Raw genomic sequence first — 25,425 nt, 5'->3', positions numbered from 1 at the left:
GGGCCGGAAAACCGAAAGCCTCCGAAAACCTTTTCGGAACGCCGTGGAGACGATCGTAGGGGTCCCGGCAACGCGCTGTCAATGCATAGATCCCGATGAATTCCGGCCGGCGCGGGGACCAGCGGAAGTGTGGCCGAAAGCAGGATTAGCGGGATTTCCGCGCGTCGGATACAGTCGAGCCGTCCCGCCCGGCAGCGGGACCCGGCACAAGGAGGACGAGGTGGCCCGACCCCCGGCACCGCGCGGCACCCGCGCCGCCACGCTGACCGACGTGGCCAGGCTGGCGGGCGTCTCGGTCGCCACCGCCTCCAAGGCCCTCAACGGCCGCAACCACGTCAGCGCCGTGACCCGCGAGCGGGTCATGGAGGCGGCCGCCCAGTTGTCGTTCTCCCCCAACTCGCTCGCGCGCGGCCTGCTCGCCGGGCGCACCGGCACCGTCGGGCTGCTCACCTCCGACCTGGTGGGCCGCTTCAGCCTCCCGATCCTCATGGGCGCGGAGGACGCCTTCGGGGCGGGCGAGATGTCGGTGTTCCTGTGCGACGCCCGCGGGGACGCGATCCGCGAGCGGCACCACGTGCAGGCGCTACTGAGCCGGCGCGTCGACGGCCTCATCGTGGTCGGCTCCTCGACCGACCCGCGACCGCCGCTCGCCGCGGCCGTGGACGTCCCGGTCGTCTACGCGTACGCGCCCTCGGAGCATCCCGAGGACCTCTCGATCGTCCCCGACAACGTGGGCGCCGGGCGGATGGCCGTCGAGCACCTGATCGCCTGCGGGCGCACCAGGATCGCGCACATCAGCGGCGACCGCGGGTACAGCGCCGCCCGCGACCGCGTCACCGGCGCGCTCGCCGCCCTCGAGGACGCCGGGCTCGCTCTCGTCGGCGACGTCGCCTACGGCACTTGGGAAGAGGGCTGGGGCCGCGCCGCTGCCTCGATGCTCCTCGACCGCGAGCCGGAGGTGGACGCGATCCTGTGCGGCTCCGACCAGGTCGCCCGCGGCGTGCTCGACACGCTGCGCGAGCGCGGCCGCCGCGTCCCCGAGGACGTCGCGGTCATGGGCTTCGACGACTGGCAGGTCATGACGACCGGCGCCCGCCCGCAGTTGACCAGTGTGGACATGAACCTGGAGGAGCTGGGCCGCACCGCCGCCCGGGCCCTCTTCGAGGCGATCGACGCCGAGCACGGCCGGGGCGTGCGCACCGTCCAGTGCCGAGTCGTCGTCCGCGGCTCCACGGCCCCCGAAGCGTAGATCCGCGGCCCCGTACGGCCGAGTGGCCGGACCGGTCCATAATGGTGTCACCCTCCGCCCCTCGAACGAACGGCCGACGCCTATGCACCCCTTCGGCAGACTCGCCCCCACCGGACTCGCCGCCGCCGCGGCGCTGACGACGGCACTCGCCTTGACCTCCTGCACCGACATCGAAGGCACCCCGGAGGACGCGGTCCGCGACTACTACGCCGACGGGCACCCGGCGATCGCCGGCACGCTCCTGCTCGGCGGCGAAGCCGACGCCATCAGCGACGCCGCAGCGGCGCATTTCTGCGAGGAGTACGTGGGCACCTTCAACGAGTTCGCCGAACGCGCCGACGGCGAGGTCTCCGCGCTGGCGAGCAACCTCACCGATCTCACCGAAGCGGACATCGTCTACGAGGTCGCGATCGTCGAGACGACGCAGGACGGCGAGACCGCCACCGTCGAGGCCGAGGTCTTCGGGCCGACCCTGCCCGACGGCACCGTCACCACCGAGACGAGGACCCTGGACCTCGCCGTCGAAGACGGCGAGTGGAAGATCTGCGGCCCCATCGACTAGGGCAAGTCCTGTCCATCAGAGCGCGGCGGCCGACCGCGCCGGGCGGCCCGGGGCCGCAGCGGCGGCGTTCGACCACGCTGCGACCGTGCCGGTCTGACGTAATGGCGTGCCCCGGAGCCGCCGTTCGCCCGCGGCTCATCAAGGAGCCGCCGCCGCAAGCGCCGGTTCGCCGAGAATTTGGCGATTATTTTCGCGTACAGGACTTCCGATGTAGCCGATTTTCATGGGATCTTGGGTGTGACCCTGCACCCGAACTCCCCCGAAGGCCAGGCCCCCATCGTGCGAACGACCCCGTGGATCGCCGCTGCCGCCCTCACCGCGGCACTCGCCACCGCCCCGCCCGCCCTCGCCCAGGAAGGCACCGACACGGCCGTCCCCGTCGGCGCCGGCTCCGCGGTGATCGCCCCCGGCATCACCCTCGAGTCCTTCGACCGCTGGGAGGACCAGGGCTGGATCCGCGGCGACGCGGCCACCGTCGACCTCACCGCCGGCGCGAGCCCTCAGTACCTCTCCCCCGGGTCGGTCGCCGCGTCCGAGCCCGTCCGCGGCCAGCTCGAATGCGTCGCGGACGCCGTCCTCGCGTTCAACGCCGACTTCTTCGACATCAACGACACCGGCGGCGCCGAAGGCGTCGCGATCGCCGACGGCGAACTCGTCAAGTCCGCCGCCACCGGATCGTCCAATGTGATCGGATTCGACGCGGACGGCACCGCCTCGATCCAGTCGATCGCCTTCGAAGGCACCGCGACCACCGACACCGGCGTCCTGGACCTCCACGGCCTCAACACGACCGCGCTGCCGGCCGGCGGTATCGGCGTGTACGACGCCGCCTGGGGCACCGCGAGCCGCGCCCGCGTCGCCGACGGCGCCCCCGTCACCGAAGTGACCCTTGTCGACGGCATCGTCACGGCCGTCACCGACGCGCCCCAGGAGGGCGCGATCGCCGAGGACGCCGTCAGCCTCGTCGGCAAGGGCACCGGAGCGCAGGCCCTCGCCGCGCTCGCCGTCGGCGACGAGGTCGCGGTCGAATACCGCGCAGTCGAGCACGGCGACGGCGCCGACGGGGACCTCCCCGAGACCGCGGTCTCGGGCCGCCAGATCCTCATCCAGGACGGCGCGATCGTCGACCACGCCGACCAGGCCCGCCACCCGCGCACCGCCGTCGGCGTCTCCGAGGACGGGACCGAGCTCTACGTCCTCACCGTGGACGGCCGGCAGGCCGCCAGCGGCGGGTACACCCTCGAGGAGACCGCCGAGCAGCTCCTCGCCATGGGCGCCCACAGCGCGCTCAACCTCGACGGCGGCGGCTCCTCGACGCTCATCGCCCGCGCCCCCGGCACCGGCGACCTCGTCACCGTCAACAGCCCCTCGGACGGCACCGAGCGCTCGGTGGGCAACGCCCTCGCGTTCACCGTCCCCGCGGGCGACGGCGAGCCGGCCGGATTCGCCGTCGCACCCCAAGCGCCGTTCACGCCCGGCGCCATCGAAGGCGCCGACTACGACCGCGTCTTCCCCGGGCTGACCCGGCCGCTGTCGGTCGCCGCCTACGACGACGCGTACGGGCCCGCCGACGCCGACCCGCGGTGGCGGACCTCGCCGTCCCGCCTCGGCTGGGTCGACGACGACGCGGTCTTCCACGCCCGGGGCCGCTCCGGCACCGCAGTGGTGACCGCGAAGGACGGTTCGGCGAGCGGCTCCACCGAGCTCACCGTGCTCGGCGCGCTCACCGCCCTCGAACCCTCCCAGCGGCTCCTGTCGCTTCCCGGCGGCGACTCGACCGCCGCGTTCCAGGTGATCGGATCCGACGCGCAGGGCTTCACCGCCCCGATCGACCCGCGCGACATCGACCTCGACTACGACGAGGACCTGTTCACGATCGAACCGGACGGGCGCGGCGGGTACACCGTCGCCGCGACGGCCGGCAGCGGCTCCGGCACCGTCGCGATCACCGTGGGCGGCATCGCCACCGCGCTCGCGGTCACCGTCGGCCTCGAAGCGGCGCCCGTGACCGACCTGAGCGACGCCGCGCAGTGGATCTTCTCCACAGCACGGGCCACCGGGTCCATGGCGCCCGCGCCGGGCCACGACGGCGAGGCCGGTCTCGCCCTGACCTACGACTTCACGCAGTCCACGGCGACCCGCGCCGCCTACGCCCGGCCGCCGGCCGCGATCCCGGTCGCGGGCCAGCCGCAGCGGTTCGGCATGTGGATCGAGGCCGAAGGCGACGGCGAGTGGCCGTCACTGCACCTCAAGGACGCCAATGGAACCGATGTGGTGCTCCGCGGCGCGTACCTGACGGAGCCCGGGTGGCAGTGGGTCGAGTTCGAGGTCCCGGACGGCACGAACTACCCGGTGTCGGTGTACCGCTTCTACGTCGCCGAGACCCGGCCCGCGGCCTCGTACCACGGGTCGATCACCATCAGCGGCCTCGTCGCGTACACCGCGCCGGACGTGGAGATCCCCGCCGCGGCGCCGCACGCGGACCCGCTGGTCGCCGGCGACCTCGACGGCGCGGACTGGACGTTCGCGGTCATGTCCGACGGCCAGTTCACCGCCGAGAACCCCGACAGCGCCATCGTCGCCTCGGTCCGCCGCACGCTCCGGGAGGTCAAGGAGTCCGGCGCCGAGTTCCTCATCGTCAACGGGGACCTCGTGGACGAGTGCGAGAGCGACGACCTCGCCCTGGCCGAGCGGATCCTGGACGAGGAGCTCGGCGACGACCTCGAGTGGGTGTACGTCCCCGGCAACCACGAGGCCATGGGGTGCAGCATCGCCGACTGGTCGGCGGTCTTCGGGCCCGCGTACCGGACCTTCGACCGCGGCGGCACCCGGTTCATCACGCTCGACACCTCCGGCCTGACGATCGGCGAAGGCGGCTGGGAGCAGATCCTCATGCTGCGCACCGCCCTTGACGAGGCCGCGGCCGACCCGGAGGTGGACTCGGTCGCCGTCGTCGCGCACGTCCCGACCCGCGACAAGTCCCCGCAGGCCGCGAGCCAGCTCGGCGACCGGCTCGAAGCCGAAGTGGTCGAGGAATGGCTCACCGGATTCGAGACCGGCAGCGGCAAGGAGGCCGTCTACATCGGAGCGCATGCGGGCTACTTCGACGCCTCCCGCGTCGACGGCGTGTCCTACTGGGTCAACGGCAACTCCGGGAAGTCGCCCTCCACGACCCCCGAGGACGGCGGCTTCGTCGGCTGGACCGAGTTCGGCATCGGCGCCTCGGGCCAGGAATGGCTCACGGCGCAGGTCCGGCCCCGGGTCGACGGACTCCGCGTGGACGCGGCCGACCTCGCACCCGGCGAGACCGTCGTGGTGGGAGCCGAACTGACCCAAGGCGATGCGACGATGCCCGTCGTCTACCCGATGGGCGTCGCCTGGTCCGGGACGAACGTCTACATCGGCGAGCACCCGCCCGGGCCGCTCCACTGGTGGCGCTTCGACGCCTGGTTCGACCCCGAGACCCGCGAACTGCGGGCCTGGCGTTCCGGGACCGTGGAACTGACCGCCACCGTCAACGGCGTCGCCGCCGCCGACACGATCACCATCGGATAACGCGCGGCTCGGCGGGGCCCGGACGAGCGGTCCCGCCGAGCGCGCACTCGGGGTCGGCGCCGCCAGGACGCCGACACGCTGGAGTCAATGCAGCGGCCTCACCTCCGCGAGCCCGTGCTCCCGGTGGCCGCGGCGCCGCCGCCCAGGGCAACGGCCCCGGGGCGCTAGGGCAGTTCGGGCACGTGGCAGTCGGCCAGGTGGTCGTCGACCATCCCCACCGCCTGCATCATCGCGTAGGCGGTGGTCGGGCCGACGAAACGGAAGCCGTGCTTCTTGAGGGCCTTCGACAGGGCCGTCGACTCGGGGGTGACGGCCGGGACGTCCGCCAGTCGCTTGGGCCGCTCGCGCCGGTCGGGCGCGTAGGACCACACGAGCTCGCTGAGGCCGCCCACCGCGGTGCCGGCGAGTTCGGCGGCGGCCTTCGCGTTCGCGATGGTCGCCGCGATCTTCAAGCGGTTGCGGACGATGCCCGCGTCGGCCAGAAGCCGCTCGGCGTCGTCGTCGGTGTAGGCGGCGACCTTGGCGATCGAGAAGCCGTCGAACGCCTTGCGGAACGCCTCGCGCTTGCGCAGGATCACCAGCCACGACAGGCCCGACTGGAACGCCTCCAGGCTCACCCGCTCGAACAGCTCGTCGTCGCCGCGCACCGGTCGGCCCCACTCGCCGTCGTGGTAGTCCCGGTAGATCTCCGGGGCCGCACCCCATGGGCACCGCGCCAGGCCGTCCTCGGCCGACATCACCGCGTCACTCATCGCTTCCCTCCTGACCGACGCGAGCCTACGCGCCGGGTCCGACACGTCCTCGCCGATCCGCGACCTCGCGCTCGGGAATGTCGGTGGCTTATTGCAAGATAGTTGCAATAGAGTCCAGGTGTTCGCACCGTACCGAAGGAGCCCCCCATGACCAGCACGCCCACCGGCCACACCCTCCCCGACCTCGTCATGGCCTGGGGCCGCGGCCGCGCCCACTCGCGCATCACCGCGCAGCCCGAGCCGATCGACGGCGGCTTCGAGGTCGCGGTCGGCCCGCCGAGCACCGAGATCCGCCGCGTCTTCCACACCTACACCCCCGAATCCCTCGCCGAGACCGCCGCACGGCTCGACGTCCCCGGCCGCCAGGTCATGATCGCCGGGCCGTCCGAGCTGCTCCGCTCGATCGTCCCCGCCTCCTGGACGATGGACGAGGGCGGCCACCTCATGACCGTCGCGTTCGCACCCGCCGCCTACGCCGTCCCCGACGGGTACCGGCTCACCGTCGAGACCGAAGGGCCGCTCACCGTGGCGCGGGTCTTCCACGCCAACGGCGACCTGGCCGCTTCCGCGCGCCTCGGCCGCACCGACGACTTCGGCGTGTTCGACAAGGTCGTCACCGCCCCGGCCCACCGGCGCCGCGGCCTCGGGACCCTGATGATGCGCGCCCTCGCCGTCCAGGCGCACGCGCTCGGCATGGCCTGGGGCCTGCTCGTCGCCAGCGACGACGGCCGCGCCCTCTACGAGCACCTGGGCTGGTCCTTCGTCTCCGACTTCCCCGGGGCTCGCAGCAAGCGCGATTGAGGCAAATCGCTTGCCGGTCAACGCCACCGCTGTCACAGTGTGCCTATGACCGCGACCTCCGGCGCCCAGTGGCGCGACGCCAACCGGGCCATGTGGGACGAGCGCGTCCCGATCCACGCCGCGAGCCGCCACTACGACCAGGCGGGCTTCCTGGCCGGCGGCGGCGACGTCAACGCGTTCGAAGTCGAGGAGGTCGGCGACGTGACCGGCAAGCGCCTCGTCCACCTGCAATGCCACATGGGGCAGGACACGCTCTCGTGGGCCCGTCACGGCGCCGCCGAGGTCGTGGGGCTCGACTTCTCCGAGCCGGCGCTCGAGGTCGCGCGCGGCCTCGCCGCCGGCCTCGGCTTCGGGCCCGAGCGGGCTTCGTTCGTCGCCGCGGACGTGTACGACGCCCGCGAGGCCCTCGGCGGGCGGACCTTCGACATCGTCTACACCGGCATCGGCGCGCTCGTCTGGCTGCCCGACGTCGAACGCTGGGCCGAGGTCGCCGCCTCCCTGGTCGCGCCCGGCGGGTTCCTGTACCTCGCCGAGTTCCACCCGGTGGCCGACGTCCTCGACTGGGACACCGGCACCCGCTTCGAACGCGACTACTTGGACGAGGAGGCCATGGTCTTCGACGAGCCGGGCACCTACACCGACGGCGAGGCGAACACCCGGAACAACCTCAACTACGAGTGGAACCACTCGCTCGGCTCGGTCGTGTCCGCGATCGCGGCGACCGGGCTGCGCATCGAGTTCCTGCACGAGCGCGACTGGACCCTGTTCCAGAAGTTCGCCTCCCTCGAGCAGACCGGCAGGCACTTCCACCAGCCCGGCGGCGTGCCGCGCGCCCCGCTCATGTACTCGCTCAAGGCGAGCCGGGTGTGACGCCCGGTTCCCATGCTTCTCTGATCCGCCTTCCAGCCGCACCGGGACGAGCCCCCGAAGAATGGCGGAACACGAGGTGAGAGGGGTGGGACAGTGACCGCCAAGCAGGACGTGAAGCCGACCTATGAGGGCCGGCCGTACGCCAGGCCCGACGAGGAGCTGGTCGACCAGGGCCTCCAGTTCGACATCGGGACGCTGCTCAGCCGCCGCGGCGTGCTCGTCGCAGGCGCCGGGGCCGCGGCCCTGGGACTGGCGGCGTGCACGGGCTCGGGCGACGACGGCTCCAATTCCGGGACGGCCTCGTCAGGGGAGCTGACTGAGATCCCGCAGGAGACCGCCGGGCCGTACCCGGGCGACGGCTCGAACGGCCCCGACGTGCTCGCCGAGAGCGGCGTCGTCCGCAGCGACATCCGCTCCAGCTTCGGGAGCAGCACGACCACCGCCGAAGGCGTGCCGATGGGCATCGAGCTGACGGTCTACGACATGGCGAACGACAACGCCCGCTTCGAGGGTGCGGCCGTCTACCTGTGGCACTGCGACCGCGAAGGCCGGTACTCGATGTACTCCGAAGGCGTCGAGGGCGAGAACTACCTGCGCGGGGTGCAGGTCGCCGACGCCGACGGGGTCGTCGCGTTCCAGAGCGTCTTCCCGGCCTGCTACTCGGGCCGCTGGCCGCACCTCCACTTCGAGGTCTACCCGGACGCCGACTCGATCAGCGACAGCGCCAACGCGATCGCGACCTCGCAGATCGCGCTGCCGCAGGACGTCTGCGAGACCGTGTACGCCGAGGAGGGGTACGAGCAGTCGGTCGAGAACCTCTCGCAGGTCTCACTGGAGTCCGACGGGATCTTCAGCGACGACGGCGGCGCCTCGCAACTCGCGACCGTCACCGGCGACGTCGCCGGCGGGTACGCGATCGCGCTCGCGGTCGGCGTCGACACGGCGACCGAGGCGGCCGCCGGCGGGATGTCAGGCGGCGGAGGGGACGGCGGCCCCGGCGGGACCCCGCCGGGCTCGGAAGGCTGAGCGCAGGGAAAGGCCCGCGACCGCGCTGCGGTGGCGGGCCTGCTTGCGTTCGGTTCCGCGCGGCGTCGCGTCGAGCGGGTTCAGATCAGGACCACGAGGCCGGACTCGCCGAAGAGCGTCGCGGCGAGGGCGCCGCGGTTGCCGGCCTTCATCGGGAGCTTCGCGCCGATGGCGTCGATGTGGGGTCCGACGCGCTCAGGGTGCGGGTGGACCGCCTCCAGGCCCACGAGCGGGACGACCGGCAGTTCGTCGGCGGGGTGCGGGGTCAGGCCCCAGTCGATGAGGAAGGGCACGGGGCCGCGGTGGCGGCCCTCGCGGTCGAGGGTCAGGCGCCAGTTGAGGGTGCGGCCGTCGGCGGTCGTGCGGGTCATGTCCCACGGTTCGCCGGGGTCGTATCCGGACTCGCGGGAGGCGGCGACCGCGTCGTCGATGTCCTCGACCCGGACGGCCCAGGTGACGAGCCGGGCGTCGACGAGGTTGTCGATGCCGAACGGGCGGGGCCGCCCGGGGTCGGGCTGCTCCCGGTCCGGGCCGATGATCTCGAGGTAGGCGCCATCGCCGAGGCCGAGCAGGAAGTTCCTGGTGCCCAGGCCCTGGTGGACGCCGCCCGGGACGGGTTGCGTCCCGGTCAGGCGGCCGACCTCCTTGACCGTGGCGGCCAGGTCGGGCGTGGCGAGAACGAGGTGGTCGAGTGAGGACATGGGCCGGAGTTTAGTCACGATGCGCCACAGCCGTAACCGCCGTCCTGAAACCGCACCGAACTCAGCGGCGGCCGGGGTCCGTCAGCGCCTTGAGGACGTCGTCGGCGGGCCCGGCCATGAACCGCTCGAGGACCTCCTCGGCCTCGGCGCGGCCGGGCTCGTAGCCGATGCGGCAGCCGTCGGGCGTGAAGGCGGCGTCGGGCGCGGGCGGCTCGCTGTCGCGGCGCATGAGGTCGCCGATGCCGTGCTCGAGCAGCCCGAACGCGTGGTGGGCGGCGGTGACGGCCCGCTGGTGGAGCTCGTCGATCGGCTCGCCCTCGAGGATGTGGTGGACGTTGACCTCGACGAGGATGTGCTGGGTGTGCAGGAGCTGGGAGGCGACCAGTCGGGAGGTGAGGCGCGGGTGGCCCTCCTCGATGAGGACCTCGGCCAGGAGCACCGCCGACCGGCGGCGGTAGTCCATGGCGCTCACCATCAGCGCGGGGGTGGTCTGGAGGAGGCGCTGGACCTCCAGGAACCGCGGATTGTCGCTCAGGCCCGTCTGGGGGGCGCGGTGCTCGAGCAGCTCCAGGTAGCGGTCGCGCAGGGCCGCGTGCGGGGTCTGGCCGCGCGGCCGCTCGCGCACGACGCGCGCGGGGTCCTCGACGTGGTGCTTCATGCCGCCGATGACGAGGTCTTCCTTCGTCGGGAAGTAGTTGAACACCGTGGCCTTGGAGACCTCCGCGGCGGCGGCGATCTCGGCGACGGAGACGTTCTCGTATCCGCGTTCCACGAACATCTGGAGCGCGGTCGCCTTCAGGCGCCCCCACATGGCGTTCTTCTTGCGTTCGCGCAGGCCGCTCCGTTGTTCCATGCCGCAACTGTATCAGACTTGGATGGACCGAGACCAAAATTAGTCCTGGAAAAACTTTGTACCCGGTCAAAGTTCGGTGCTACGCTCGGCGGCATGACAGGAAACCCACCGCCCGACACCGTCCGCCGGACGGCACCCCCCGCCGGCGGGGAGGACGAACCGGAGGCGTCGATCCTCCGCCTCCTCGCCGACTACCTCCGCCCCCACCGCAGGCCGCTCCTCCTCACGGTCGTCTTCCAGATCGTGCAGACCCTCGCGTCCCTGTACGTGCCCACCCTCAACGCCGACCTGATCAACAACGGCGTCGCGGCCGGCGACACCGGCTACGTGATCCGCCACGGCGCCCTCATGCTCGCCGTCACCGTCGTCCAGCTCACCGCGGCCGCCCTCGGCGTCTACTACGGCGCCCGCGCCTCCATGGGCCTCGGCCGCGATCTCCGCGCCGACCTCTTCGCCCAGGTGCAGCGCTTCTCCGCCGCCGAGATGGACCGATTCGGCGCCCCCTCGCTCATCACCCGCACCACGAACGACGTCACCCAGGTCGTCACCATGCTGGTCATGGGCCTCACCCTGTTCCTGACCGCGCCGATCACCGCGATCGGCGGCCTGTCGCTCGCGCTCACGCTCGACGTGCCGATGACCGGCGTGCTCCTGGCCGCGATCCCCGTCGTCGCCGTCGCCATCTCGTTCATCGTCACAGCGATGATCCCGGCCGGCCGCGTCATGCAGCGGGGCATCGACGGCATCAACCGGGTCATGCGCGAGCACATCACCGGCATCCGCGTCATCCGCGCGTTCGTCCGCGACGACCACGAGCAGCGCCGCTTCAGCGACGCCAACGCCGAACTCACCGCCGCATCCCTCCGCGTCGGCCGCGTCCAGGCGTTCTTCGGCGCCACCGCCATGGCCGTCAGCAACCTCACCTCGATCGCGATCGTCTGGATCGGCGCCGCCCGCATCGCCGACGGCCGCATGCAGATCGGCGACCTGATCGCGTTCCTCACCTACGCCGGGCTCATCCTCGGCTCGGTCATGATGTCCATGGGCGTGTTCATGATGGCCCCGCGCGCGAAGGTCGCCGCCGGGCGCATCCGCGAAGTCCTCGACACGGCGCCGTCGATCATCGACCCCGTCGACGCCGTCGGCGAACTCCCCGGGCGCGGCGAACTCGACATCGACGGCGTCACCTTCCGGTACGCCGGCGCGGAAGAGGCCGTCCTCCGCGGCGTCGACCTCATCGCCCGGCCCGGGCAGACCACCGCGGTCATCGGCTCCACCGGCGCCGGCAAGACCACCCTGCTCAACCTCGTCCCCCGCCTCTTCGACGTGGACGAAGGCGCCGTCCGCATCGACGGCGTCGACGTCAGGGACATGGACCGGGCCCTCATCGCCCGCACCGTCGGCCTCGTCCCCCAGCGCGCCTACCTGTTCTCGGGCACCATCGCCTCGAACCTGCGCTACGGCGACCCCGACGCTGACGACGCGGCCCTGTGGCGCGCGCTCGAGACCGCCCAGGCCGCCGACTTCGTCCGCGCCATGCCCGACGGCCTCGACACCGTCATCGGCCAGGGCGGCACCACCGTCTCCGGCGGACAGCGCCAGCGCCTCGCCATCGCTCGGACACTGGTGGCACGGCCCAAGATCTACCTCTTCGACGACTCGTTCTCCGCACTGGACACGGCCACCGACGCGGCGCTGCGGGCCGCGCTCGCGGCCGACATCGCCGACGCCGCGCAGGTGATCGTGGCCCAGCGGGTCTCGACGATCCGCGACGCCGACCGCATCGTCGTCCTCGACGCCGGACGGGTCGTCGGCACCGGCACCCACGAGGAGCTCCTCGAGTCCAATCCGGTGTACGCCGAGATCGTCAACTCCCAGCTCACCCTTCAGGAGGCGCGGTGACCATGCGCGGACCGGGTCTGGCGGCGCCGACCCTGAAGAAGGCCGACGACTTCCGCGGCACGCTGCGCCGCATCATCGAGCGCCTGCGCCGCGACCGGCTCCGGCTCGCCTCCGTCGTGGGCTTCGGGGTCCTGATGGTCCTCGGGATGCTGGCCGTGCCCGCGGTCCTGGGCCGCGCGACCGACCTCGTCATCGACGGCGCCTCGGCGGGCGACGTGGACTTCGGGGCGCTCGCGCAGGTGCTCGGGCTGGCCATCGCGATCTCGCTGGCCACCTTCGGGATCACCGTGAGCAACGGGCGCACGATCGCGAAGATGGCGCAGCACATGGCGTACCGGCTGCGCGAGGAGGCCGACCGGAAGATCGCGTCGCTTCCGCTGTCCTACTTCGACTCCCGGCCCCGGGGCGAGGTGCTGTCGCGGGTCACCAACGACATCGACAACCTGACGCAGACCGTCGGGCTGGTGACCCAGCGGATCGTGCAGGGCCTGCTGTTCCTCGTGGGCGTGCCGATCATGATGCTCACGATCTCGCCGCTGCTGACGCTGATCGTGGTCCTGACGCTGCCGCTGACGGTGCTGGCGGCGCGGATCATCGGCAGGCGCAGCCAGCCGCGGTTCGCGCAGCAGTGGGCGACGACCGGGAAGCTGAACGGGCACGTCGAGGAGATGATCACCGGGCACCAGCTGGTGACCCTGTTCGGCCGCCGGGCCGAGGGCGCGGCGGTGTTCGAGCGGCACAACCGGGACCTGTACGAGAACACGGTCCGGGCGCAGTGGGTGTCGGCGCTTCTCGGTCCTGCGATGGCGTTCCTGGGGCTGGTGACCTATGTGCTCGTGGCGGTGGCCGGCGGGCTCCAGGTGGCGGCCGGGGCGCTGACCTTCGGGCAGATCCAGGCGTTCATCCAGTACACGGGCCAGTTCTCGAACCCGCTGAACATGCTGGCGGCGCTGTTCGGGCAGGTGCAGTCGGCGGTCGCCTCGGGCGAGCGCGTGTTCGAGTTCCTCGACGCCGAGGAGCAGTCGCCCGAGCCCGCCGCTGCGGGAGACGAGCTGACGGCGGTCGAGGGGCGGGTGGCGTTCGAGGACGTGTCGTTCCGGTACCTGCCCGACGAGCCGCTCATCGAGCACTTGTGGCTCGAGGCGCAGCCGGGTCAGACGGTCGCGATCGTGGGGCCGACCGGGGCGGGGAAGACCACGCTGGTCAACCTGCTCATGCGGTTCTACGACCTGGACGCGGGCCGGATCACCGTCGACGGCGTCGACGTGTCCACGGTGGAGCGGGAGCGGCTGCGGCGCCGGATCGGCATGGTCTTGCAGGACACGTGGCTGTTCGAGGGCACCATCGCGGAGAACATCGCGTACGGCAGGCCGGGAGCGACCCGCGAGGAGGTCGCCGCGGCCGCGCAGGCGGCGCACGCCGACCACTTCATCCGGACGCTGCCGGACGGCTACGACACGATCGTGGGCGCCGACGAGGGCGGGTTGAGCGCGGGCGAGCGGCAGTTGGTGACGATCGCCCGGGCGTTCCTGATCGATCCGTCGATCCTCATCCTCGACGAGGCGACCAGCTCGGTGGACACCCGCACCGAGATGCTCGTCCAGCAGGGGATGGTCGCGCTGCGGCAGGGGCGCACGAGTTTCGTGATCGCGCACCGGCTCTCGACGATCCGCGACGCCGACGTGATCGTGGTGATGGAGCACGGCACGGTAGTCGAGCAGGGCCCGCACGAGAAGCTGCTGACTTCGGGCGGCGCGTACGCGCGGCTCTACGAGGCGCAGTTCGCGCAGCCCGCGGTCGAGGAGGAGGAAGCCGCGGCCCGGACCTGATCTCGGGCGGGGAGACGCTCGCTCAAGCGGAGCCTCGGGCGGGCGAATGCCGCCCGGGATTCGAGACTCGGTGCGCTGCAATGGAAACCAGGGCCCGTAGGAACCGGCGCCCGGGCCGATCGGCCCGGGGCGCCGGTGTGCGTTCGTCGGCCCGCACCGATGGCGGGGTCAGACGGTCGATTCGACGCCGTTGGGGATGCGCTGGAAGGGCTCGCCGATGAGGTTCGCGAGCATGCGGTCGACGATGGCGAGGCCGTCGTCGTTGAGGATCGCGTCGTGGATGGGGTAGACGGCCGGGGCGTCGACGGCGCGGATGAAGTCGATGGCCTCGGCGAGTTTGAGCCAGGGCGCGGCGACCGGCACGAGAAGGGCCCTGACCGGGGCGTCGGGGACGGTGAACGAGTCGCCGGGGTGGTAGATCCCGTCGATGAGGTAGCCGACGTTCTGGACCACGGGGATGTCGGCGTGCGCGAGCGCGTGGTGTTCGCCGAAGACCTTCACTTCGGTGCCGGCAACGGGGATCACGTCGTCGGCGCTGACGACCGTGAACGGGACGTCGGCGAGGGTCGCCGAGACCCCGCTCGGTCCGAATATCCGGACGTCGGGCCGGTCTTCGGCGAGCAGCCGGAGGGCGGGGTCGTTGCAGTGGTCGGGGTGCTGGTGCGTGATGAAGACGGCGTCGGCGCCGTCGAGCGCGGCCGGGTCGGAGAAGACGCCGGGGTCGATGACGACGGCCCCTTCGCCGGTGTCGAGCCTGACGCAGGAATGACCGAACTTGGTGAGTCGCATGGTCCCACCGTAGGACGACGGACGGCCCCACCGGGGCTCGTTCGGACAATGTGCCGCATTGCCGCCGAGGCGGGGAGCGCACCGAACGAAATCGCGGAGCGGGCGTCGCCGACGGCGGGCGGAGGAGTGAAGGGGCCGTGCGGGTGCGCGGATGCCGTTCGTTCGCCGCTGTGACACCGGTGGCGGCTCAGACGGTGAAGGTCCCGGCGGCGACGCTGACGGCGACGGCCGCTGCGGCCGCCCCGGCCGCCAGAGCGATGACCGCCCAGTCGCCCGGGCGCATCCGCTGCTCGCGGGCGTGGGTCCGCGGGATCTCGGTGTCGAAACCGCGGGCGTCCATGGCGGCGGCGAGGCGTCCGGCGCGGCGGATGGCGCCGACGAGGAGCGCGAACATGGTGGAGGCGAAGAGTCTGGTGCGCCGCACGGGGTTCCAGCCGCCTTCGAGGCCGCGGGCGCGGCGCGCGGTGGTGATCTGGTTCCATTCGGCGCCGAGCAGCGGGAGGAGCCGGAGCGCGGCGAGCGACCCGATGGTGAAGCGCGGCGGGGCCTTCAACTGCTGGGTGAGCGCGTCGGCGAGGTCGGTCGGATCGGTGGTGGCGAAGACCAGGACGCCGGCGGTGGCGGCGACGCAGACGCGCAGGCCGATCGCGACGCCGTCGAGGAGCGCGCCGGAGCCGATCGCGACGGGGCCGAGGGTGAGCAGGATGCGGCCGGTCTGCTCGGCGGCGAACAGGGCGTTGACGATGACCACCGTGCCGGCGGCCAGCCACAGCCAGCGCAGGCGCCTGGCGAGGGGCCGGGCCCGGATGCCGGTGAACGGCAGGACGATCAGCATGGCGGCGAGCAGGAGCAGCGGGGTGAGCCAGTCGCCGGCGACGAGCGCGACGACGGTCACCAGCGCGACGGCGGCGAGCTTGGCGACGGGGTTGGCGCGGGCGATCGGCGCATCGGGTCCGCAGACGGGGGCGAAGGTCAGCACCGGACCTCCCCGGCCGTGCACAGGATCGAGGCGGGTCCGCGTACGGCGTCCAGGATCGACAGGGCATCGCCCCGGCAGTCGGCCCTTGCGGTCGACCAGGGGAGGCCGACGACCGGAACCGGGCTCAACACGGCCTCCCCCGCGGTTCGCAGGATCGAGGCGGGCCCGCGTGCGGCGTCCAGACTCGACGGGGCATCGCCCGGGCACTCGGCTCCCGCAGCAGCCCAGGCAAGGCCGAGGACCAACACTGGGCTCAACACGGGACCTCCCCTGCGGTGCGCCCGTTCTCCAGGGCGAGTTCTCGTGCGCCGAGTGCCGCCGCGAAGTCGCGGTCGTGGGTGACGGCGAGGAGCGCGGTGCCCTCGTCGCGGATGTCGGCGGTGAGGTCGACGAGTTCGCCCCAGGTGCGGCGGTCCTGGCCGAAGGTGGGTTCGTCCAGGAGGAGCACGCCCGGAGCGGCGGCGAGGGCGCCGGCGACCGAGAGGCGGCGGGCCTCGCCGCCGGAGAGGGTGTGCGGGTTGGCTTCGGCGAGCGGGGCGAGGCGGAGGCGGTCGAGGAGTTCGGCGACGCGGGCGTCGATGCGGTCCTTCGGCCATCCGGCCTGCTTGGAGCCGAAGGCGAGTTCGTCGCGGACGGTGGCGGTGACGAACTGGTGCTCGGGGTCCTGGAAGACCGACCCGACGCGAGTGGCGAGCCGCCGCGCGGGGAGCCGGTGCAGGGGACGGCGCTCCCCCGGGACGGTCGCGGTCCCGGCGTCGGGCTTGGCGAGTCCTCCGGCGAGGAGCGCCAGTGTGGACTTTCCGGAGCCGTTGGGGCCGGTGACGGCGAGCAGTTCGCCTTGTCGCAGTTCGAAGGTGACGCCGTCGAGGGCGGGCCGGGCCGCCCCCGGGTAGGTGAGCGCGAGGCCGTCTCCGCGCAGGGCGGTGTCGCCGGGGGTGCCGCCGGGACGGTGCGGCAGCGGCGCGCCGGGCACCCAGACGCCTTGGGCGGCGAGCGCGTCGCCGTGGTCGGCGAGGACGCGTGCGGCGGGGCCGTCGGCGATGGGCGTGCCGCCGGGGCCGAGGGCGATGACGCGGTCGACGAGGTCGAGGATGTCGGCGACGCGGTGCTCGACGACGATGAGAGTCGCGTCCGTCTCGGCCAGCGCGGCCCGGAGAGCGTCGCGGACGCCTTGGGCGCCTTCGGGGTCGAGGTTCGCGGTGGGTTCGTCGAGGAGGATCAGCTCGGGGCGACGGGCGAGGACGCCGGCGAGGGCGAGGCGCTGCTGCTCGCCGCCGGAGAGGGCGTGCGTGTCCCGGTCGGGTCCGTAGGGGAAGCCGACGGCGCGGAGGGCGTCGTGGACGCGGGGCCAGATCTCGCCGCGGGGGACGGCCTGGTTCTCGAGTCCGAAGGCGACGTCGTCGCCGGCGCGGGCCATGACGAGCTGCGTCTCCGGGTCCTGGAAGAGGATGCCGACGCGGCCGCGCTGGTCGGCGGCGGACTTGCCGTCGAGGAGGACCTCGCCGTCCTGGTCGCCGGCGTCCTCGGTGAGGAGCCCGGCGAGCGCGGCGAGCAGGGTGGACTTGCCCGACCCGGAGGGGCCGAGCAGGAGCACCCGCTCGCCGGGCTCGACGCGCAGGTCGACGCCCGTGACGGCCTGGGCTCGCCGTCCGGCGTGGCGCCAGGCGTAGCCGCGGAACTCGACCGGGATCACGGGGTCAGATCCGGGCCCGCTCGCGCCCGGCGGGGAACCGGTCGAGGACGCCGGTGGGCAGCATGGCGGCGACGAGCGCCTTGGAGCCGAGGCCGGCGACGATCGCGCCGGAGAGGGCGGCGAAGGCGATGTAGGGGATCTTGAACGCCCAGAGAGCGGTGTCGGGGTACCAGACGACGACGTCGAAGAGGGTGGCGGCGACGCAGGCGAGCGCGCCGGCGGCGACGGCGGTGGCGGTGCCGAAGCGGCGGTAGCGTCCGGCGGCGAATGCGATCTCGCCGCCGAGGCCCTGGAGGAGACCCTGGTAGATGACGAGGACGCCCCACACGGAGCCGAGGAGGGCGGAGACGGTGGCGGCGAGGGCTTCGGTGAGGAGGCCGGCGCCGACGCGGCGGACGATGAGCGGGGCGAGGACGGCGGGGATGAGCCAGACGCCGTAGAGGATGCCCTTGAGCGGGGGCAGGAACGCGAGGACGGGGTCCAGGCCGGCCCAGACGAAGTTCCAGGCCCAGAAGACGACGCCGAAGGCGACGGCGAGGACGGCGCAGGTGAGGATGTCGACGGTGCGCCAGCGGCCGGGGGCGGCCGGAGCGGTGCTGTCGGTAGGCATGGGCTTGCCTTTCAAGTGCATCGAGGGACACGGCGCGACAGCGGCACACGACGACTTCCTACGCCGGTATTACCCGGATCAGGTGTGAGGGTCTGCGGTCGGTTCCGCACTCTCAGCCAATCGGCTCCCCTGTCGGCTTCGACGTTAACACCTGGTGCCGCGTTCGTAGCCGGGCGCGGCCGGGCCAGTGGCCCGGCCCGCCGCGGGGACTGGTCGGGCCGCCGCCGGGCGGGGGCGTCCGGGGTGCCGGTTAGGCTCGCGGGCATGACGACTGAGCAGGATTGGGACCTGGTGAAGCGGGTCGTGGAGGCGCTGCCGGACGGCACGTGGACCTCGTACGGCGATCTCGCCGAGCTCATCGGCACCGGCCCGCGCCAGGTCGGCGCGTACATGCGCGACGGCGACGTGACCCGCGCCTACCGGGTGCTGACCGCGGGCGGCACGGTCTCGGAGGGGTTCCGGTGGTCCGACGGCCGCTCCGGCAGGGACGTGCCCGACCTGCTCCGCGAGGACGGCGTGAGGGTGAACACGAAAGGCCGCGCCGACCAGGCCCAGCGGATGTCGGTCTACGACCTGAAACTCCTTGCCGCCGAGCTGGACGGAGCGGCACCCGCCGAAACAGATGACCGGGATTAACGGCCTAAATCATGATATTTCCGGCTTAAGGGACCCCTGGCGCAAAAGTACACCTGGGGTCCGACATCACTGCACCGCAGCGAACGCGAGCGGGACTCACCCGAGCCGGGAACGCCACCGTCCGCCCGAAGACGAGTCGGCTAAGGCGCGCCCGTTGACTCGCCGCCCTGCACCGGATCCCGAACAGCGGCCCCGTGATCGGTGCCGTGATCGGCGCCGCGTCCGCTGCGGCGACCGTCAGTGCAGGTCCGCGTCTGGTTCGGTCAGGCGCCACGACGTGAACTCGACAGTGAGGCCCGCCCGGGAAGGCGCGCAGCAGAACGGCCCGGCCTCGGCGGGCGCGTCCGGGTCGAGCGGGGCGAGGCGCACGAGGCGCCACGGGTCGTCCTCCCCCGCGCGGGCGCGGATGACGACCGCGTCGTTGAAGCGGGAGGCGCGGATCGTCACCTCCCTGCCGGCCCATTCGGGCACCGGCGCGGTCGACCAGTCCGAGCGGCCGTTGGTGACGACGGCGCCGAGCTGGAGCGCGCCGTCGGCGAATTCGAGACCGGTCTTCACCCAGCGCTCGGCGTCGAGGCGGATGAAGAGACCGGCCTGGTCGAACTGCGCGTCGAAGGCCGCGATGAAGCTCACCTCCACCGCCTGCTCCGGATTCCACGCCTCCAAGAGGGCGTGCTCGCTGTCGTGGACGAACCCGTAGGCGGTGTGCCGCCAGGCGTCGCTGCCCTCGGCCGCGGTGACGCGCAGCCGCCCGCCGGCCTCTTCGGCCGCGACCGGCAGCGCCGTCCAGGCGCCGGACTTCCATGGGACTTCGATCGGTGCGTCGGTGTGCATCGGTCCGAGCCTAGCGGCGGCGCCGCTGTCACACCAGTGCTGTAGAACAGTGCCCATGGCGGGAAGCACCACGGAGACGCTCAGGGACGAGGCCGAGGCGCTGCTGCGCGCCCTCGCGGGCGAGCACGCGCGCCTGCGCGACGACCAGTGGCGGGCGATCGAAGCGCTCTGCACGGGCGGGCCGGAGGAGCCGGGGCGCCGCGTCCTGCTGGTGCAGCGCACCGGGTTCGGCAAGTCCGCCGTCTACTTCACCTCCACGGCGCTGCTGCGGCGCCGCGGCGCCGGCCCCACGGTCATCGTCTCGCCGCTGCTCGCGCTCATGCGCAACCAGATCGAGGCCGCCGAGCGCGCCGGCATCCGGGCCCGCACCATCAACTCCGCCAACCCCGAGGACTGGGACGCCATCGCCGAGGCGATCGCCGAGGACGCGGTCGACGTGCTCCTCATCAGCCCCGAGCGGCTCAACAACCCGTCCTTTCGCGACTACCAGCTCCCCAAGCTCGCCGCCGGATGCGGGATGCTCGTCGTCGACGAGGCCCACTGCATCTCCGACTGGGGCCACGACTTCCGGCCCGACTACCGCCGCATCGCGACGTTCATCGACGACCTGCCCGAACGCGTCCCGGTCCTGGCCACCACCGCCACCGCGAACGCCCGCGTCTCCGACGACGTCGCCGAGCAGCTCGACCGGCCCGGCACCCCCACACTGGTCCTGCGCGGCACCCTCGACCGCGAGTCGCTGCACCTGTCCGTGGCCGATCTCCCGGACAACGCCCACCGCCTCGCCTGGCTCGACGAGGCCCTCACGCGCTTCGACGGCTCCGGGATCGTCTACACGCTCACCGTGGCCGCCGCCGAGGAGGTCAGCGACTACCTGTCGGGCCGTGGCCACGCCGTCGCCTCCTACACCGGCCGCACCGACAACGCCGAGCGCCTCGCGCGCGAGGACGACCTGCTGAACGACCGCATCAAGGCGCTCGTGGCCACCAGCGCGCTCGGTATGGGCTTCGACAAGCCCGACCTCGGCTTCGTCGTCCACTTGGGAGCGCCGTCGTCGCCGGTGGCGTACTACCAGCAGATCGGCCGCGCCGGGCGCGCCCGCGACCGCGCCGAGGTGGTGCTGCTGCCGGGGGCCGAGGACCGCGCGATCTGGGACTACTTCGGGTCGCTGTCGTTCCCGTCCGAAGAGGCGGTGCGCCGCACGCTCGACGTGCTGGCCGCCGAGGGCCGGGCCCTGTCCACCGCGGCCCTGGAGACCCGGGTCGACCTGCGGCGCACCAGGCTCGAGATGATGCTGAAGGTCCTGGACGTGGACGGCGCGGTGCGCCGGGTCAAGGGCGGGTGGGAGGCCACGGGCATGCCGTGGACCTACGACGCCGAGCGGTACGCGAAGGTCGCCGCCGCCCGCCGGCACGAGCAGCAGCGGATGCTCGCGTACGAGGCGACCGACCGGTGCCGGCTGGAGTTCCTGCGCGCCGAGCTCGACGACGCCGAGGCCGCGCCGTGCGGGCGCTGCGACAACTGCACCGGCACCCGCATCGAGGTGAAGGTCGCCGCGGAGGCGGCCGAGGACGCGGCCGCGGCACTGTCGAAACCGGGCGTCACGGTCGAGCCGAAGCGCATGTGGCCCACGGGGATGCAGGCGCTCGGCGTGGACTTGAAGGGCAAGATCGCGCCCGAGCTGGGCGCAGAGCCGGGGCGGGCGCTCGCGCGGCTGTCGGACATCGGCTGGGGCGGGCCGCTGCGCGCGCTCCTGGGCGACGGGGTCGACCGGGACGTGCCCGACGACGTCTTCGGCGCCGTCGTCAAGGTCCTGGCCGCGTGGGACTGGTCCGAGCGGCCCTCGGCGGTGGTCTCGACCGGTTCGCTCTCGCGCCCGCGCCTGGTGGACGGCCTCGCCGAGCGGATCGCGCGGCTCGGCCGCATGGAGTACCTCGGCGCGCTCGGGCGGACCCCGGGCGCGGTCTCCGGCGCGCACCGGGCCAACAGCGCCCAGCGGCTGCACCAGGTCCTGGACGCGTTCACTGTGGACTTCCCGGTGCCGGCGGTGAGCGTGCTGCTCGTCGACGACGTGCGCGACAGCGGCTGGACGGCGACCGTGGCCGCCATGCGGCTGCGCGAGGCGGGTGCCACGGCGGTCCATCCGCTGACGCTCGCGCTCCAGGCGTGACGGCGGTCTCGAAGCCCGTCGGCGGCCCGGCGGGCTGAGCCGCCGGGCCGCCGCTCGTGCGCGGTCAGAGCGCGCCGAGCAGGGCGGGGTAGTAGCCGGAGCTGTGGCCGGCGGCGTTCGGGTGGTAGGGGACGTCGAAGATCGTGAAGCCGTGCAGCCAGGGGGTCCTGGAGCAGATCTCGTGGCCCGCGAACTCGTCCCGCACGTCCACATAGGTGAACCCGTGGCTCTCCGCGGCGGCCTGGATGACCCCGGAGAGCAGGTCGGCGCCCTGGTTCATGCGGATCTGCTCGGCGATGCTGATCGACCCCAGGGCGTCGCAGGCGTTGCGGGCGGCGAAGAGCCGCGGGTAGCCGGTCACGTAGACCTCGGCGTCGGGGGCGCGCGTCTCGATCTCGGTGTAGACGGCGTCGAGCCGGGCCGGCAGCTCCTCGGTCGCCCGCCGCTCGGCCTCCTCGATGGCGGGCGTGCAGTTCTGGAACGGGGTGATGCAGGCGATCACGGCGTCGGACCAGCCGATGTCGTTGCCGCCCACGCCGATCGTGACGAGGTCGGTGCCCGCGTCGAGGGCCTGGACCTGTTCGGCGAGGACGTCTGCGGTGGTCGCTCCGCCGCAGGCGACGAAGGTGAACTCGGCGCCGAGCTCCGCGGCGAGGAGAGCGGGGTGGGCCTTGTTCGAGCGCTGGCAGGCCGCATCGGTGTAGGGGCCGGCGCCCGAGCCGGAGGAGTAGGAGTCGCCGAGGGCGACGTACTCGGTCTGCTGGGCTTGGGCCGCAGCGGGAATGACGAGGAGCGCGGCGAGGGCGGCGATCGCGGTCGTCGCTGATCGTCGGAGTCGGTCCATGGGGGTTCCTTCGCGAGTCGGGGGAAGACTTGCCCCATATTGTGAACTCGCCGGTAACTTGCACGGAACCCTTTCATGCTGATAAATCGGGAAATTTACACATCTCGTTCTGAGGGTGGCGGCGGCCGGGGCGGGTGTGCTTGAGGCGCAGGCGTGCCGGGGCGGTGCTCCGCCCCGGCACGCGGGAACTCACACCGCGTCGGCGACGGCCGGGAGGTAGCCGTTGGCGTGTCCGAGGGCGTTCGGGTGGTAGGACTCCACGGTCGGGAGGCGCAGAGCGTGCAGGTAGGGCTCGAAGTCGCACACGGCGTGGCCGGCGAAGTACCCGCGGACGTCCACATAGGTGAAGTCGTGCCGGGCGGCGGCGTCGGAGAGGACGCCGGCGAGGAGGTCGGCGCCCTGGTTCATGCGAATCTGCTCCTCGACGGTGGGCTGGTCGAGGGCGCCGCAGGTGCGCTGCTCGTTGAACAGGCGCGGGTAGCCGATGACGAGGACCTCCGCGTTGGGGGCCCGGTCGGCGATCGCACTGTAGGTGTCGTCGAGGAGGCCGGGCAGCTCGTTCCGGATGAGCCCCTCGGAGGCCTCGATCTCGTCGGTGCAGTCGGCGAGCGGGGTGATGCAGGCCGTAAGGGCCTCCGCCCAGCCGATGTCGTTGCCGCCGACGGTGACGGTGACGAGATCGGTGGCGCTGTCCAGCGCTCCGAGCTGCTCGGCGAGGAGGTCGGCGGTGGTCGCGCCCGAGCACGCCGCGAAGGCCAGGTCGGCGCCGAGCCGGTCGGCGAGCAGTCGGGGGTAGGCGAGATCGGAGCGGAGGCACTCGTCGTCGAAGTACCGGCCGGCGCCGGTGCCGGAGGAGTACGAGTCGCCGAGGGCCGCATACGCGGTCGGCGGCTTCGCTTCGGCGGCGGCGGGGATCAGGACGAGAGCGGCGGACGCGGCCAACGCCGTCGCCGCCTGACGCACAGGGTTCATTTCGGGCTCCGTTCCAAGTCGGTACGAGATGGAACTGTATTGCCCTGTCTGTACGAATCACCGTAAATTCCGGGTTTTACGGAAGAATCACCTTATATCGCGATATTTCCGCTCTTAAGGGACCCCTGGCGACAAGTGTACCGTGGGGGTATGACACCGCCCGAGCACCTGAAAACGCGAGGAAGTCGCGCATCACGGCGTCGCGAAGCGGACGCCCGGACGGCGCTGCGGGCCTAGGCTGGGTCCATGGGCGAATCGACGGCGCGGCGGCGGGAGAGCATGTCCGACCAGGCCCTCATCGAGGGCACGGGCGCGGACTGGAAGACGTGGCTGGCCCTGCTCGACGAGCGGGGCGCGGCGGCGCTCGACCACACGGCGATCGCGCGGATGCTGGTGGACGAGTTCGAGATCGACGGGTGGTGGGCGCAGTCGATCACCGTCGGGTACGAGCAGGAGCGGGGCATGCGCGAGCCGGGCCAGCGCCCGGACGGGACCTTCAGCGCCACCGCGTCGAAGACCGTGCCCGTCGCGGTCGGAGCGGCCTTCGAGCAGCTCGCCGATCCCGAGCACCAGGCGGCGTGGCTGGGCGGCCTCGAGCTGTCGCAGCGCAGCGCGTCGCCGCCGAAGTCGGTGCGGTTCGACGCCTCGGACGGCAGCCAGGTGTACGCGAACCTCTCCCCGAAGGGCGAGGATCGGACCGCGGTGCAGGTCGAGATCGCGAAGCTCGACTCGGCCGAGGCCGCGGCGGCGGCCAAGGCCGCATGGAAGGACCGGCTCGAGCGCCTCGCCGAGCGCTTGGCCTAGCGTCGGCATGGCCGGGCCGGGGTCGGCCCGGCTCTGTCGCTACGACGTGGCGGTCGGCGCGACTTCCTCCGCCGGCGCGGCGGGCGGGGCCGCCTTCCTGCCCGCGCGGCCGCTCGAGCGGGAGATCGCGACGCCCACCAGGGCGACGGCGCCGCCGGCGAGGGTGAGCCAGGTGGGGACCTCGCCGAGGAGCAGCCAGGACATGACGACCACGATCGCGGGGACGACGTACGTGGTGGCGCCCATCTTCCCGGCCGTCGTGTACCGCAGCGCGTAACCCCAGGTGAGGAACGCCAGCGCGGTCGGGAACAGGCCGAGGTAGAGGACGTGCAGCGTCGCGGAGGCGGGGGCGTCGCCGAGCTGCGAGAAGAGCTGGGGCGCGAACGGCAGGCACAGGACCGCGGCGATGGCGTTGCCGAAGGCGGTGAACTGGAGCGAGGAGCAGTGCTGGAGCGTGGGTTTCTGGACGACGACGCTGACGGCGTAGGTGATGGCCGAGACCAGGCACAGGAGGACGCCGAGGACGGAGGCGGCGCTGTCGCGGGACATGGAGAGGCTCACCAGGGCGACGCCGGCGAAGGCGACGGCGATGCCGAGGAACAGCCGGGGCGGGAAGCCCTCCTTGAGGATCCAGCCGCCGAGGAGGGCGATGAGGATGGGTCCGATGTTGACGATGAGCGCGGCGGTGCCGGCGTCGACGAGCTGCTCGCCCCAGTTGAGGGCGACCATGTAGACGCCGAACCAGAGGACGCCGGCGGTGGCGATGCCGGGCCAGGCGCGCCGGCCGGGGAGTCCTTCGCGGCGGACGGCCCAGACGGCGAGGAGGACCACGGCGGCGACGGCGGCGCGGCCGAGGGTGAGCGGGCCGGGGTCGAGGTGGCGGCCGGCGTCCCGAATGGAGACGAACGCCGAGGCCCAGCAGAGGACGGTGATGCCGACGGCGATCGCCGCGCGGGTGTTGAATCGCTCGCTCATGGGCGATGGCTCCTGTGGG

The 25,425-nt window shown here is 72.5% G+C and carries 22 protein-coding genes and 1 riboswitch; of the genes, 11 read left to right on the top strand and 11 right to left on the bottom strand.

What is annotated here, in order from left to right; genetic code table 11:
- Positions 1 to 220: 220 nt before the first annotated feature.
- The 3 genes from GFD30_RS04590 to GFD30_RS04580 all read left to right on the top strand — a co-directional run bounded on the left by GFD30_RS04590 (position 221) and on the right by GFD30_RS04580 (position 5,366).
- On the top strand, positions 221 to 1,249 hold the full coding sequence (locus tag GFD30_RS04590; protein WP_322632938.1) for a LacI family DNA-binding transcriptional regulator: 1,029 nt from the start codon (positions 221 to 223) through the stop codon (positions 1,247 to 1,249).
- An 82-nt stretch (positions 1,250 to 1,331) separates the two neighbouring features.
- Positions 1,332 to 1,811, top strand: coding sequence for a nuclear transport factor 2 family protein (locus GFD30_RS04585; RefSeq protein ID WP_153024021.1), 480 nt, complete (start codon positions 1,332 to 1,334; stop codon positions 1,809 to 1,811).
- Between the two features lie 237 nt (positions 1,812 to 2,048).
- On the top strand, positions 2,049 to 5,366 hold the full coding sequence (locus GFD30_RS04580; protein ID WP_153024020.1) for a phosphodiester glycosidase family protein: 3,318 nt from the start codon (positions 2,049 to 2,051) through the stop codon (positions 5,364 to 5,366).
- A 164-nt stretch (positions 5,367 to 5,530) separates the two neighbouring features.
- On the opposite strand, the gene GFD30_RS04575 is transcribed toward GFD30_RS04580, so the two are convergent.
- Positions 5,531 to 6,118 (bottom strand): DNA-3-methyladenine glycosylase I, encoded by a 588-nt coding sequence (locus GFD30_RS04575; protein ID WP_153024019.1) that lies wholly within the window; start codon positions 6,116 to 6,118, stop codon positions 5,531 to 5,533.
- A gap of 147 nt (positions 6,119 to 6,265) precedes the next feature.
- Here GFD30_RS04575 and GFD30_RS04570 point away from each other — a divergent pair, with 147 nt between their 5' ends.
- From GFD30_RS04570 to GFD30_RS04560, 3 genes are all read left to right on the top strand, one after another.
- On the top strand, positions 6,266 to 6,919 hold the full coding sequence (locus tag GFD30_RS04570; RefSeq protein ID WP_227995817.1) for a GNAT family N-acetyltransferase: 654 nt from the start codon (positions 6,266 to 6,268) through the stop codon (positions 6,917 to 6,919).
- Between the two features lie 45 nt (positions 6,920 to 6,964).
- The gene (locus tag GFD30_RS04565) at positions 6,965 to 7,789 is read left to right on the top strand and encodes a class I SAM-dependent methyltransferase (protein ID WP_153024018.1); all 825 of its coding nucleotides are present in this window, start codon (positions 6,965 to 6,967) and stop codon (positions 7,787 to 7,789) included.
- Between the two features lie 93 nt (positions 7,790 to 7,882).
- Complete coding sequence (locus tag GFD30_RS04560; RefSeq protein WP_322632937.1) at positions 7,883 to 8,815, top strand: intradiol ring-cleavage dioxygenase; 933 nt, start codon at positions 7,883 to 7,885, stop codon at positions 8,813 to 8,815.
- An 80-nt stretch (positions 8,816 to 8,895) separates the two neighbouring features.
- On the opposite strand, the gene GFD30_RS04555 is transcribed toward GFD30_RS04560, so the two are convergent.
- Positions 8,896 to 9,516 carry a VOC family protein gene (locus tag GFD30_RS04555; RefSeq protein ID WP_153024017.1) on the bottom strand — a complete coding sequence of 207 codons (621 nt, stop codon included), beginning with the start codon at positions 9,514 to 9,516 and terminating at the stop codon, positions 8,896 to 8,898.
- A gap of 61 nt (positions 9,517 to 9,577) precedes the next feature.
- On the bottom strand, positions 9,578 to 10,369 hold the full coding sequence (locus tag GFD30_RS04550; RefSeq protein WP_153024016.1) for a TetR/AcrR family transcriptional regulator: 792 nt from the start codon (positions 10,367 to 10,369) through the stop codon (positions 9,578 to 9,580).
- Positions 10,370 to 10,462: 93 nt separating this feature from the next.
- Here GFD30_RS04550 and GFD30_RS04545 point away from each other — a divergent pair, with 93 nt between their 5' ends.
- Both GFD30_RS04545 and GFD30_RS04540 read left to right on the top strand, forming a co-directional pair.
- The gene (locus GFD30_RS04545) at positions 10,463 to 12,271 is read left to right on the top strand and encodes an ABC transporter ATP-binding protein (protein ID WP_153024015.1); all 1,809 of its coding nucleotides are present in this window, start codon (positions 10,463 to 10,465) and stop codon (positions 12,269 to 12,271) included.
- Between the two features lie 2 nt (positions 12,272 to 12,273).
- On the top strand, positions 12,274 to 14,100 hold the full coding sequence (locus GFD30_RS04540) for an ABC transporter ATP-binding protein (RefSeq protein WP_153024064.1): 1,827 nt from the start codon (positions 12,274 to 12,276) through the stop codon (positions 14,098 to 14,100).
- Positions 14,101 to 14,268: 168 nt separating this feature from the next.
- Here GFD30_RS04540 and GFD30_RS04535 read toward each other — a convergent pair whose 3' ends face one another.
- The 4 genes from GFD30_RS04535 to GFD30_RS04520 form a co-directional block, all read right to left on the bottom strand.
- Positions 14,269 to 14,889, bottom strand: coding sequence for an MBL fold metallo-hydrolase (locus tag GFD30_RS04535; protein WP_153024014.1), 621 nt, complete (start codon positions 14,887 to 14,889; stop codon positions 14,269 to 14,271).
- Positions 14,890 to 15,076: 187 nt separating this feature from the next.
- Positions 15,077 to 15,868, bottom strand: a complete 792-nt coding sequence (locus GFD30_RS04530; protein WP_322632936.1) for an energy-coupling factor transporter transmembrane component T family protein — start codon at positions 15,866 to 15,868, stop codon at positions 15,077 to 15,079.
- Positions 15,869 to 16,121: 253 nt separating this feature from the next.
- A complete protein-coding gene (locus tag GFD30_RS04525) occupies positions 16,122 to 17,561 on the bottom strand; it encodes an ABC transporter ATP-binding protein (RefSeq protein WP_322632935.1) in 1,440 nt (479 codons plus the stop codon).
- A 4-nt stretch (positions 17,562 to 17,565) separates the two neighbouring features.
- Positions 17,566 to 18,171 (bottom strand): ECF transporter S component, encoded by a 606-nt coding sequence (locus GFD30_RS04520; RefSeq protein WP_153024013.1) that lies wholly within the window; start codon positions 18,169 to 18,171, stop codon positions 17,566 to 17,568.
- A 38-nt stretch (positions 18,172 to 18,209) separates the two neighbouring features.
- Positions 18,210 to 18,312: riboswitch (TPP riboswitch) on the bottom strand.
- A 123-nt stretch (positions 18,313 to 18,435) separates the two neighbouring features.
- Between GFD30_RS04520 and GFD30_RS04515 the strand changes: the two genes are divergently transcribed.
- Entirely contained in the window at positions 18,436 to 18,807 is a 372-nt protein-coding gene (locus GFD30_RS04515) for an MGMT family protein (RefSeq protein WP_153024012.1), read from the top strand.
- Between the two features lie 237 nt (positions 18,808 to 19,044).
- Here the strand turns inward: GFD30_RS04515 and GFD30_RS04510 are convergent, their stop codons facing one another.
- Positions 19,045 to 19,641 carry a DUF1349 domain-containing protein gene (locus GFD30_RS04510; RefSeq protein ID WP_153024011.1) on the bottom strand — a complete coding sequence of 199 codons (597 nt, stop codon included), beginning with the start codon at positions 19,639 to 19,641 and terminating at the stop codon, positions 19,045 to 19,047.
- Between the two features lie 55 nt (positions 19,642 to 19,696).
- On the opposite strand from GFD30_RS04510, the gene GFD30_RS04505 reads away from it, so the two are divergent.
- Complete coding sequence (locus tag GFD30_RS04505) at positions 19,697 to 21,811, top strand: RecQ family ATP-dependent DNA helicase (RefSeq protein ID WP_153024010.1); 2,115 nt, start codon at positions 19,697 to 19,699, stop codon at positions 21,809 to 21,811.
- A 64-nt stretch (positions 21,812 to 21,875) separates the two neighbouring features.
- Here GFD30_RS04505 and GFD30_RS04500 read toward each other — a convergent pair whose 3' ends face one another.
- The gene (locus tag GFD30_RS04500; RefSeq protein WP_153024009.1) at positions 21,876 to 22,655 is read right to left on the bottom strand and encodes an SGNH/GDSL hydrolase family protein; all 780 of its coding nucleotides are present in this window, start codon (positions 22,653 to 22,655) and stop codon (positions 21,876 to 21,878) included.
- Positions 22,656 to 22,844: 189 nt separating this feature from the next.
- On the bottom strand, positions 22,845 to 23,627 hold the full coding sequence (locus GFD30_RS04495) for an SGNH/GDSL hydrolase family protein (RefSeq protein ID WP_153024008.1): 783 nt from the start codon (positions 23,625 to 23,627) through the stop codon (positions 22,845 to 22,847).
- 246 nt (positions 23,628 to 23,873) lie between these two features.
- Between GFD30_RS04495 and GFD30_RS04490 the strand changes: the two genes are divergently transcribed.
- Complete coding sequence (locus GFD30_RS04490) at positions 23,874 to 24,431, top strand: hypothetical protein (RefSeq protein ID WP_153024007.1); 558 nt, start codon at positions 23,874 to 23,876, stop codon at positions 24,429 to 24,431.
- A 39-nt stretch (positions 24,432 to 24,470) separates the two neighbouring features.
- Here GFD30_RS04490 and GFD30_RS04485 read toward each other — a convergent pair whose 3' ends face one another.
- On the bottom strand, positions 24,471 to 25,406 hold the full coding sequence (locus GFD30_RS04485) for a DMT family transporter (protein ID WP_153024006.1): 936 nt from the start codon (positions 25,404 to 25,406) through the stop codon (positions 24,471 to 24,473).
- Between the last annotated feature and the right edge of the window lie 19 nt (positions 25,407 to 25,425).

It is taken from the genome of Glycomyces albidus (assembly GCF_009451885.1).
Classification (GTDB): Bacteria; Actinomycetota; Actinomycetes; order Mycobacteriales; family Micromonosporaceae; genus Glycomyces; species Glycomyces albidus.
This window is presented reverse-complemented; position numbering and strand designations above follow the sequence as displayed.

Coding starts and splice junctions, on each gene's coding strand:
- GFD30_RS04585 (WP_153024021.1), top strand. CDS start 1,332: ATGCACCCCTTCGGCAGACTCGCCCCCACCGGACTCGCCGCCGCCGCG.
- GFD30_RS04575 (WP_153024019.1), bottom strand. CDS start 6,118: ATGAGTGACGCGGTGATGTCGGCCGAGGACGGCCTGGCGCGGTGCCCA.
- GFD30_RS04570 (WP_227995817.1), top strand. CDS start 6,266: ATGACCAGCACGCCCACCGGCCACACCCTCCCCGACCTCGTCATGGCC.
- GFD30_RS04565 (WP_153024018.1), top strand. CDS start 6,965: ATGACCGCGACCTCCGGCGCCCAGTGGCGCGACGCCAACCGGGCCATG.
- GFD30_RS04555 (WP_153024017.1), bottom strand. CDS start 9,516: ATGTCCTCACTCGACCACCTCGTTCTCGCCACGCCCGACCTGGCCGCC.
- GFD30_RS04550 (WP_153024016.1), bottom strand. CDS start 10,369: ATGGAACAACGGAGCGGCCTGCGCGAACGCAAGAAGAACGCCATGTGG.
- GFD30_RS04545 (WP_153024015.1), top strand. CDS start 10,463: ATGACAGGAAACCCACCGCCCGACACCGTCCGCCGGACGGCACCCCCC.
- GFD30_RS04540 (WP_153024064.1), top strand. CDS start 12,274: ATGCGCGGACCGGGTCTGGCGGCGCCGACCCTGAAGAAGGCCGACGAC.
- GFD30_RS04535 (WP_153024014.1), bottom strand. CDS start 14,889: ATGCGACTCACCAAGTTCGGTCATTCCTGCGTCAGGCTCGACACCGGC.
- GFD30_RS04520 (WP_153024013.1), bottom strand. CDS start 18,171: ATGCCTACCGACAGCACCGCTCCGGCCGCCCCCGGCCGCTGGCGCACC.
- GFD30_RS04515 (WP_153024012.1), top strand. CDS start 18,436: ATGACGACTGAGCAGGATTGGGACCTGGTGAAGCGGGTCGTGGAGGCG.
- GFD30_RS04510 (WP_153024011.1), bottom strand. CDS start 19,641: ATGCACACCGACGCACCGATCGAAGTCCCATGGAAGTCCGGCGCCTGG.
- GFD30_RS04505 (WP_153024010.1), top strand. CDS start 19,697: ATGGCGGGAAGCACCACGGAGACGCTCAGGGACGAGGCCGAGGCGCTG.
- GFD30_RS04500 (WP_153024009.1), bottom strand. CDS start 22,655: ATGGACCGACTCCGACGATCAGCGACGACCGCGATCGCCGCCCTCGCC.
- GFD30_RS04495 (WP_153024008.1), bottom strand. CDS start 23,627: ATGAACCCTGTGCGTCAGGCGGCGACGGCGTTGGCCGCGTCCGCCGCT.
- GFD30_RS04490 (WP_153024007.1), top strand. CDS start 23,874: ATGGGCGAATCGACGGCGCGGCGGCGGGAGAGCATGTCCGACCAGGCC.
- GFD30_RS04485 (WP_153024006.1), bottom strand. CDS start 25,406: ATGAGCGAGCGATTCAACACCCGCGCGGCGATCGCCGTCGGCATCACC.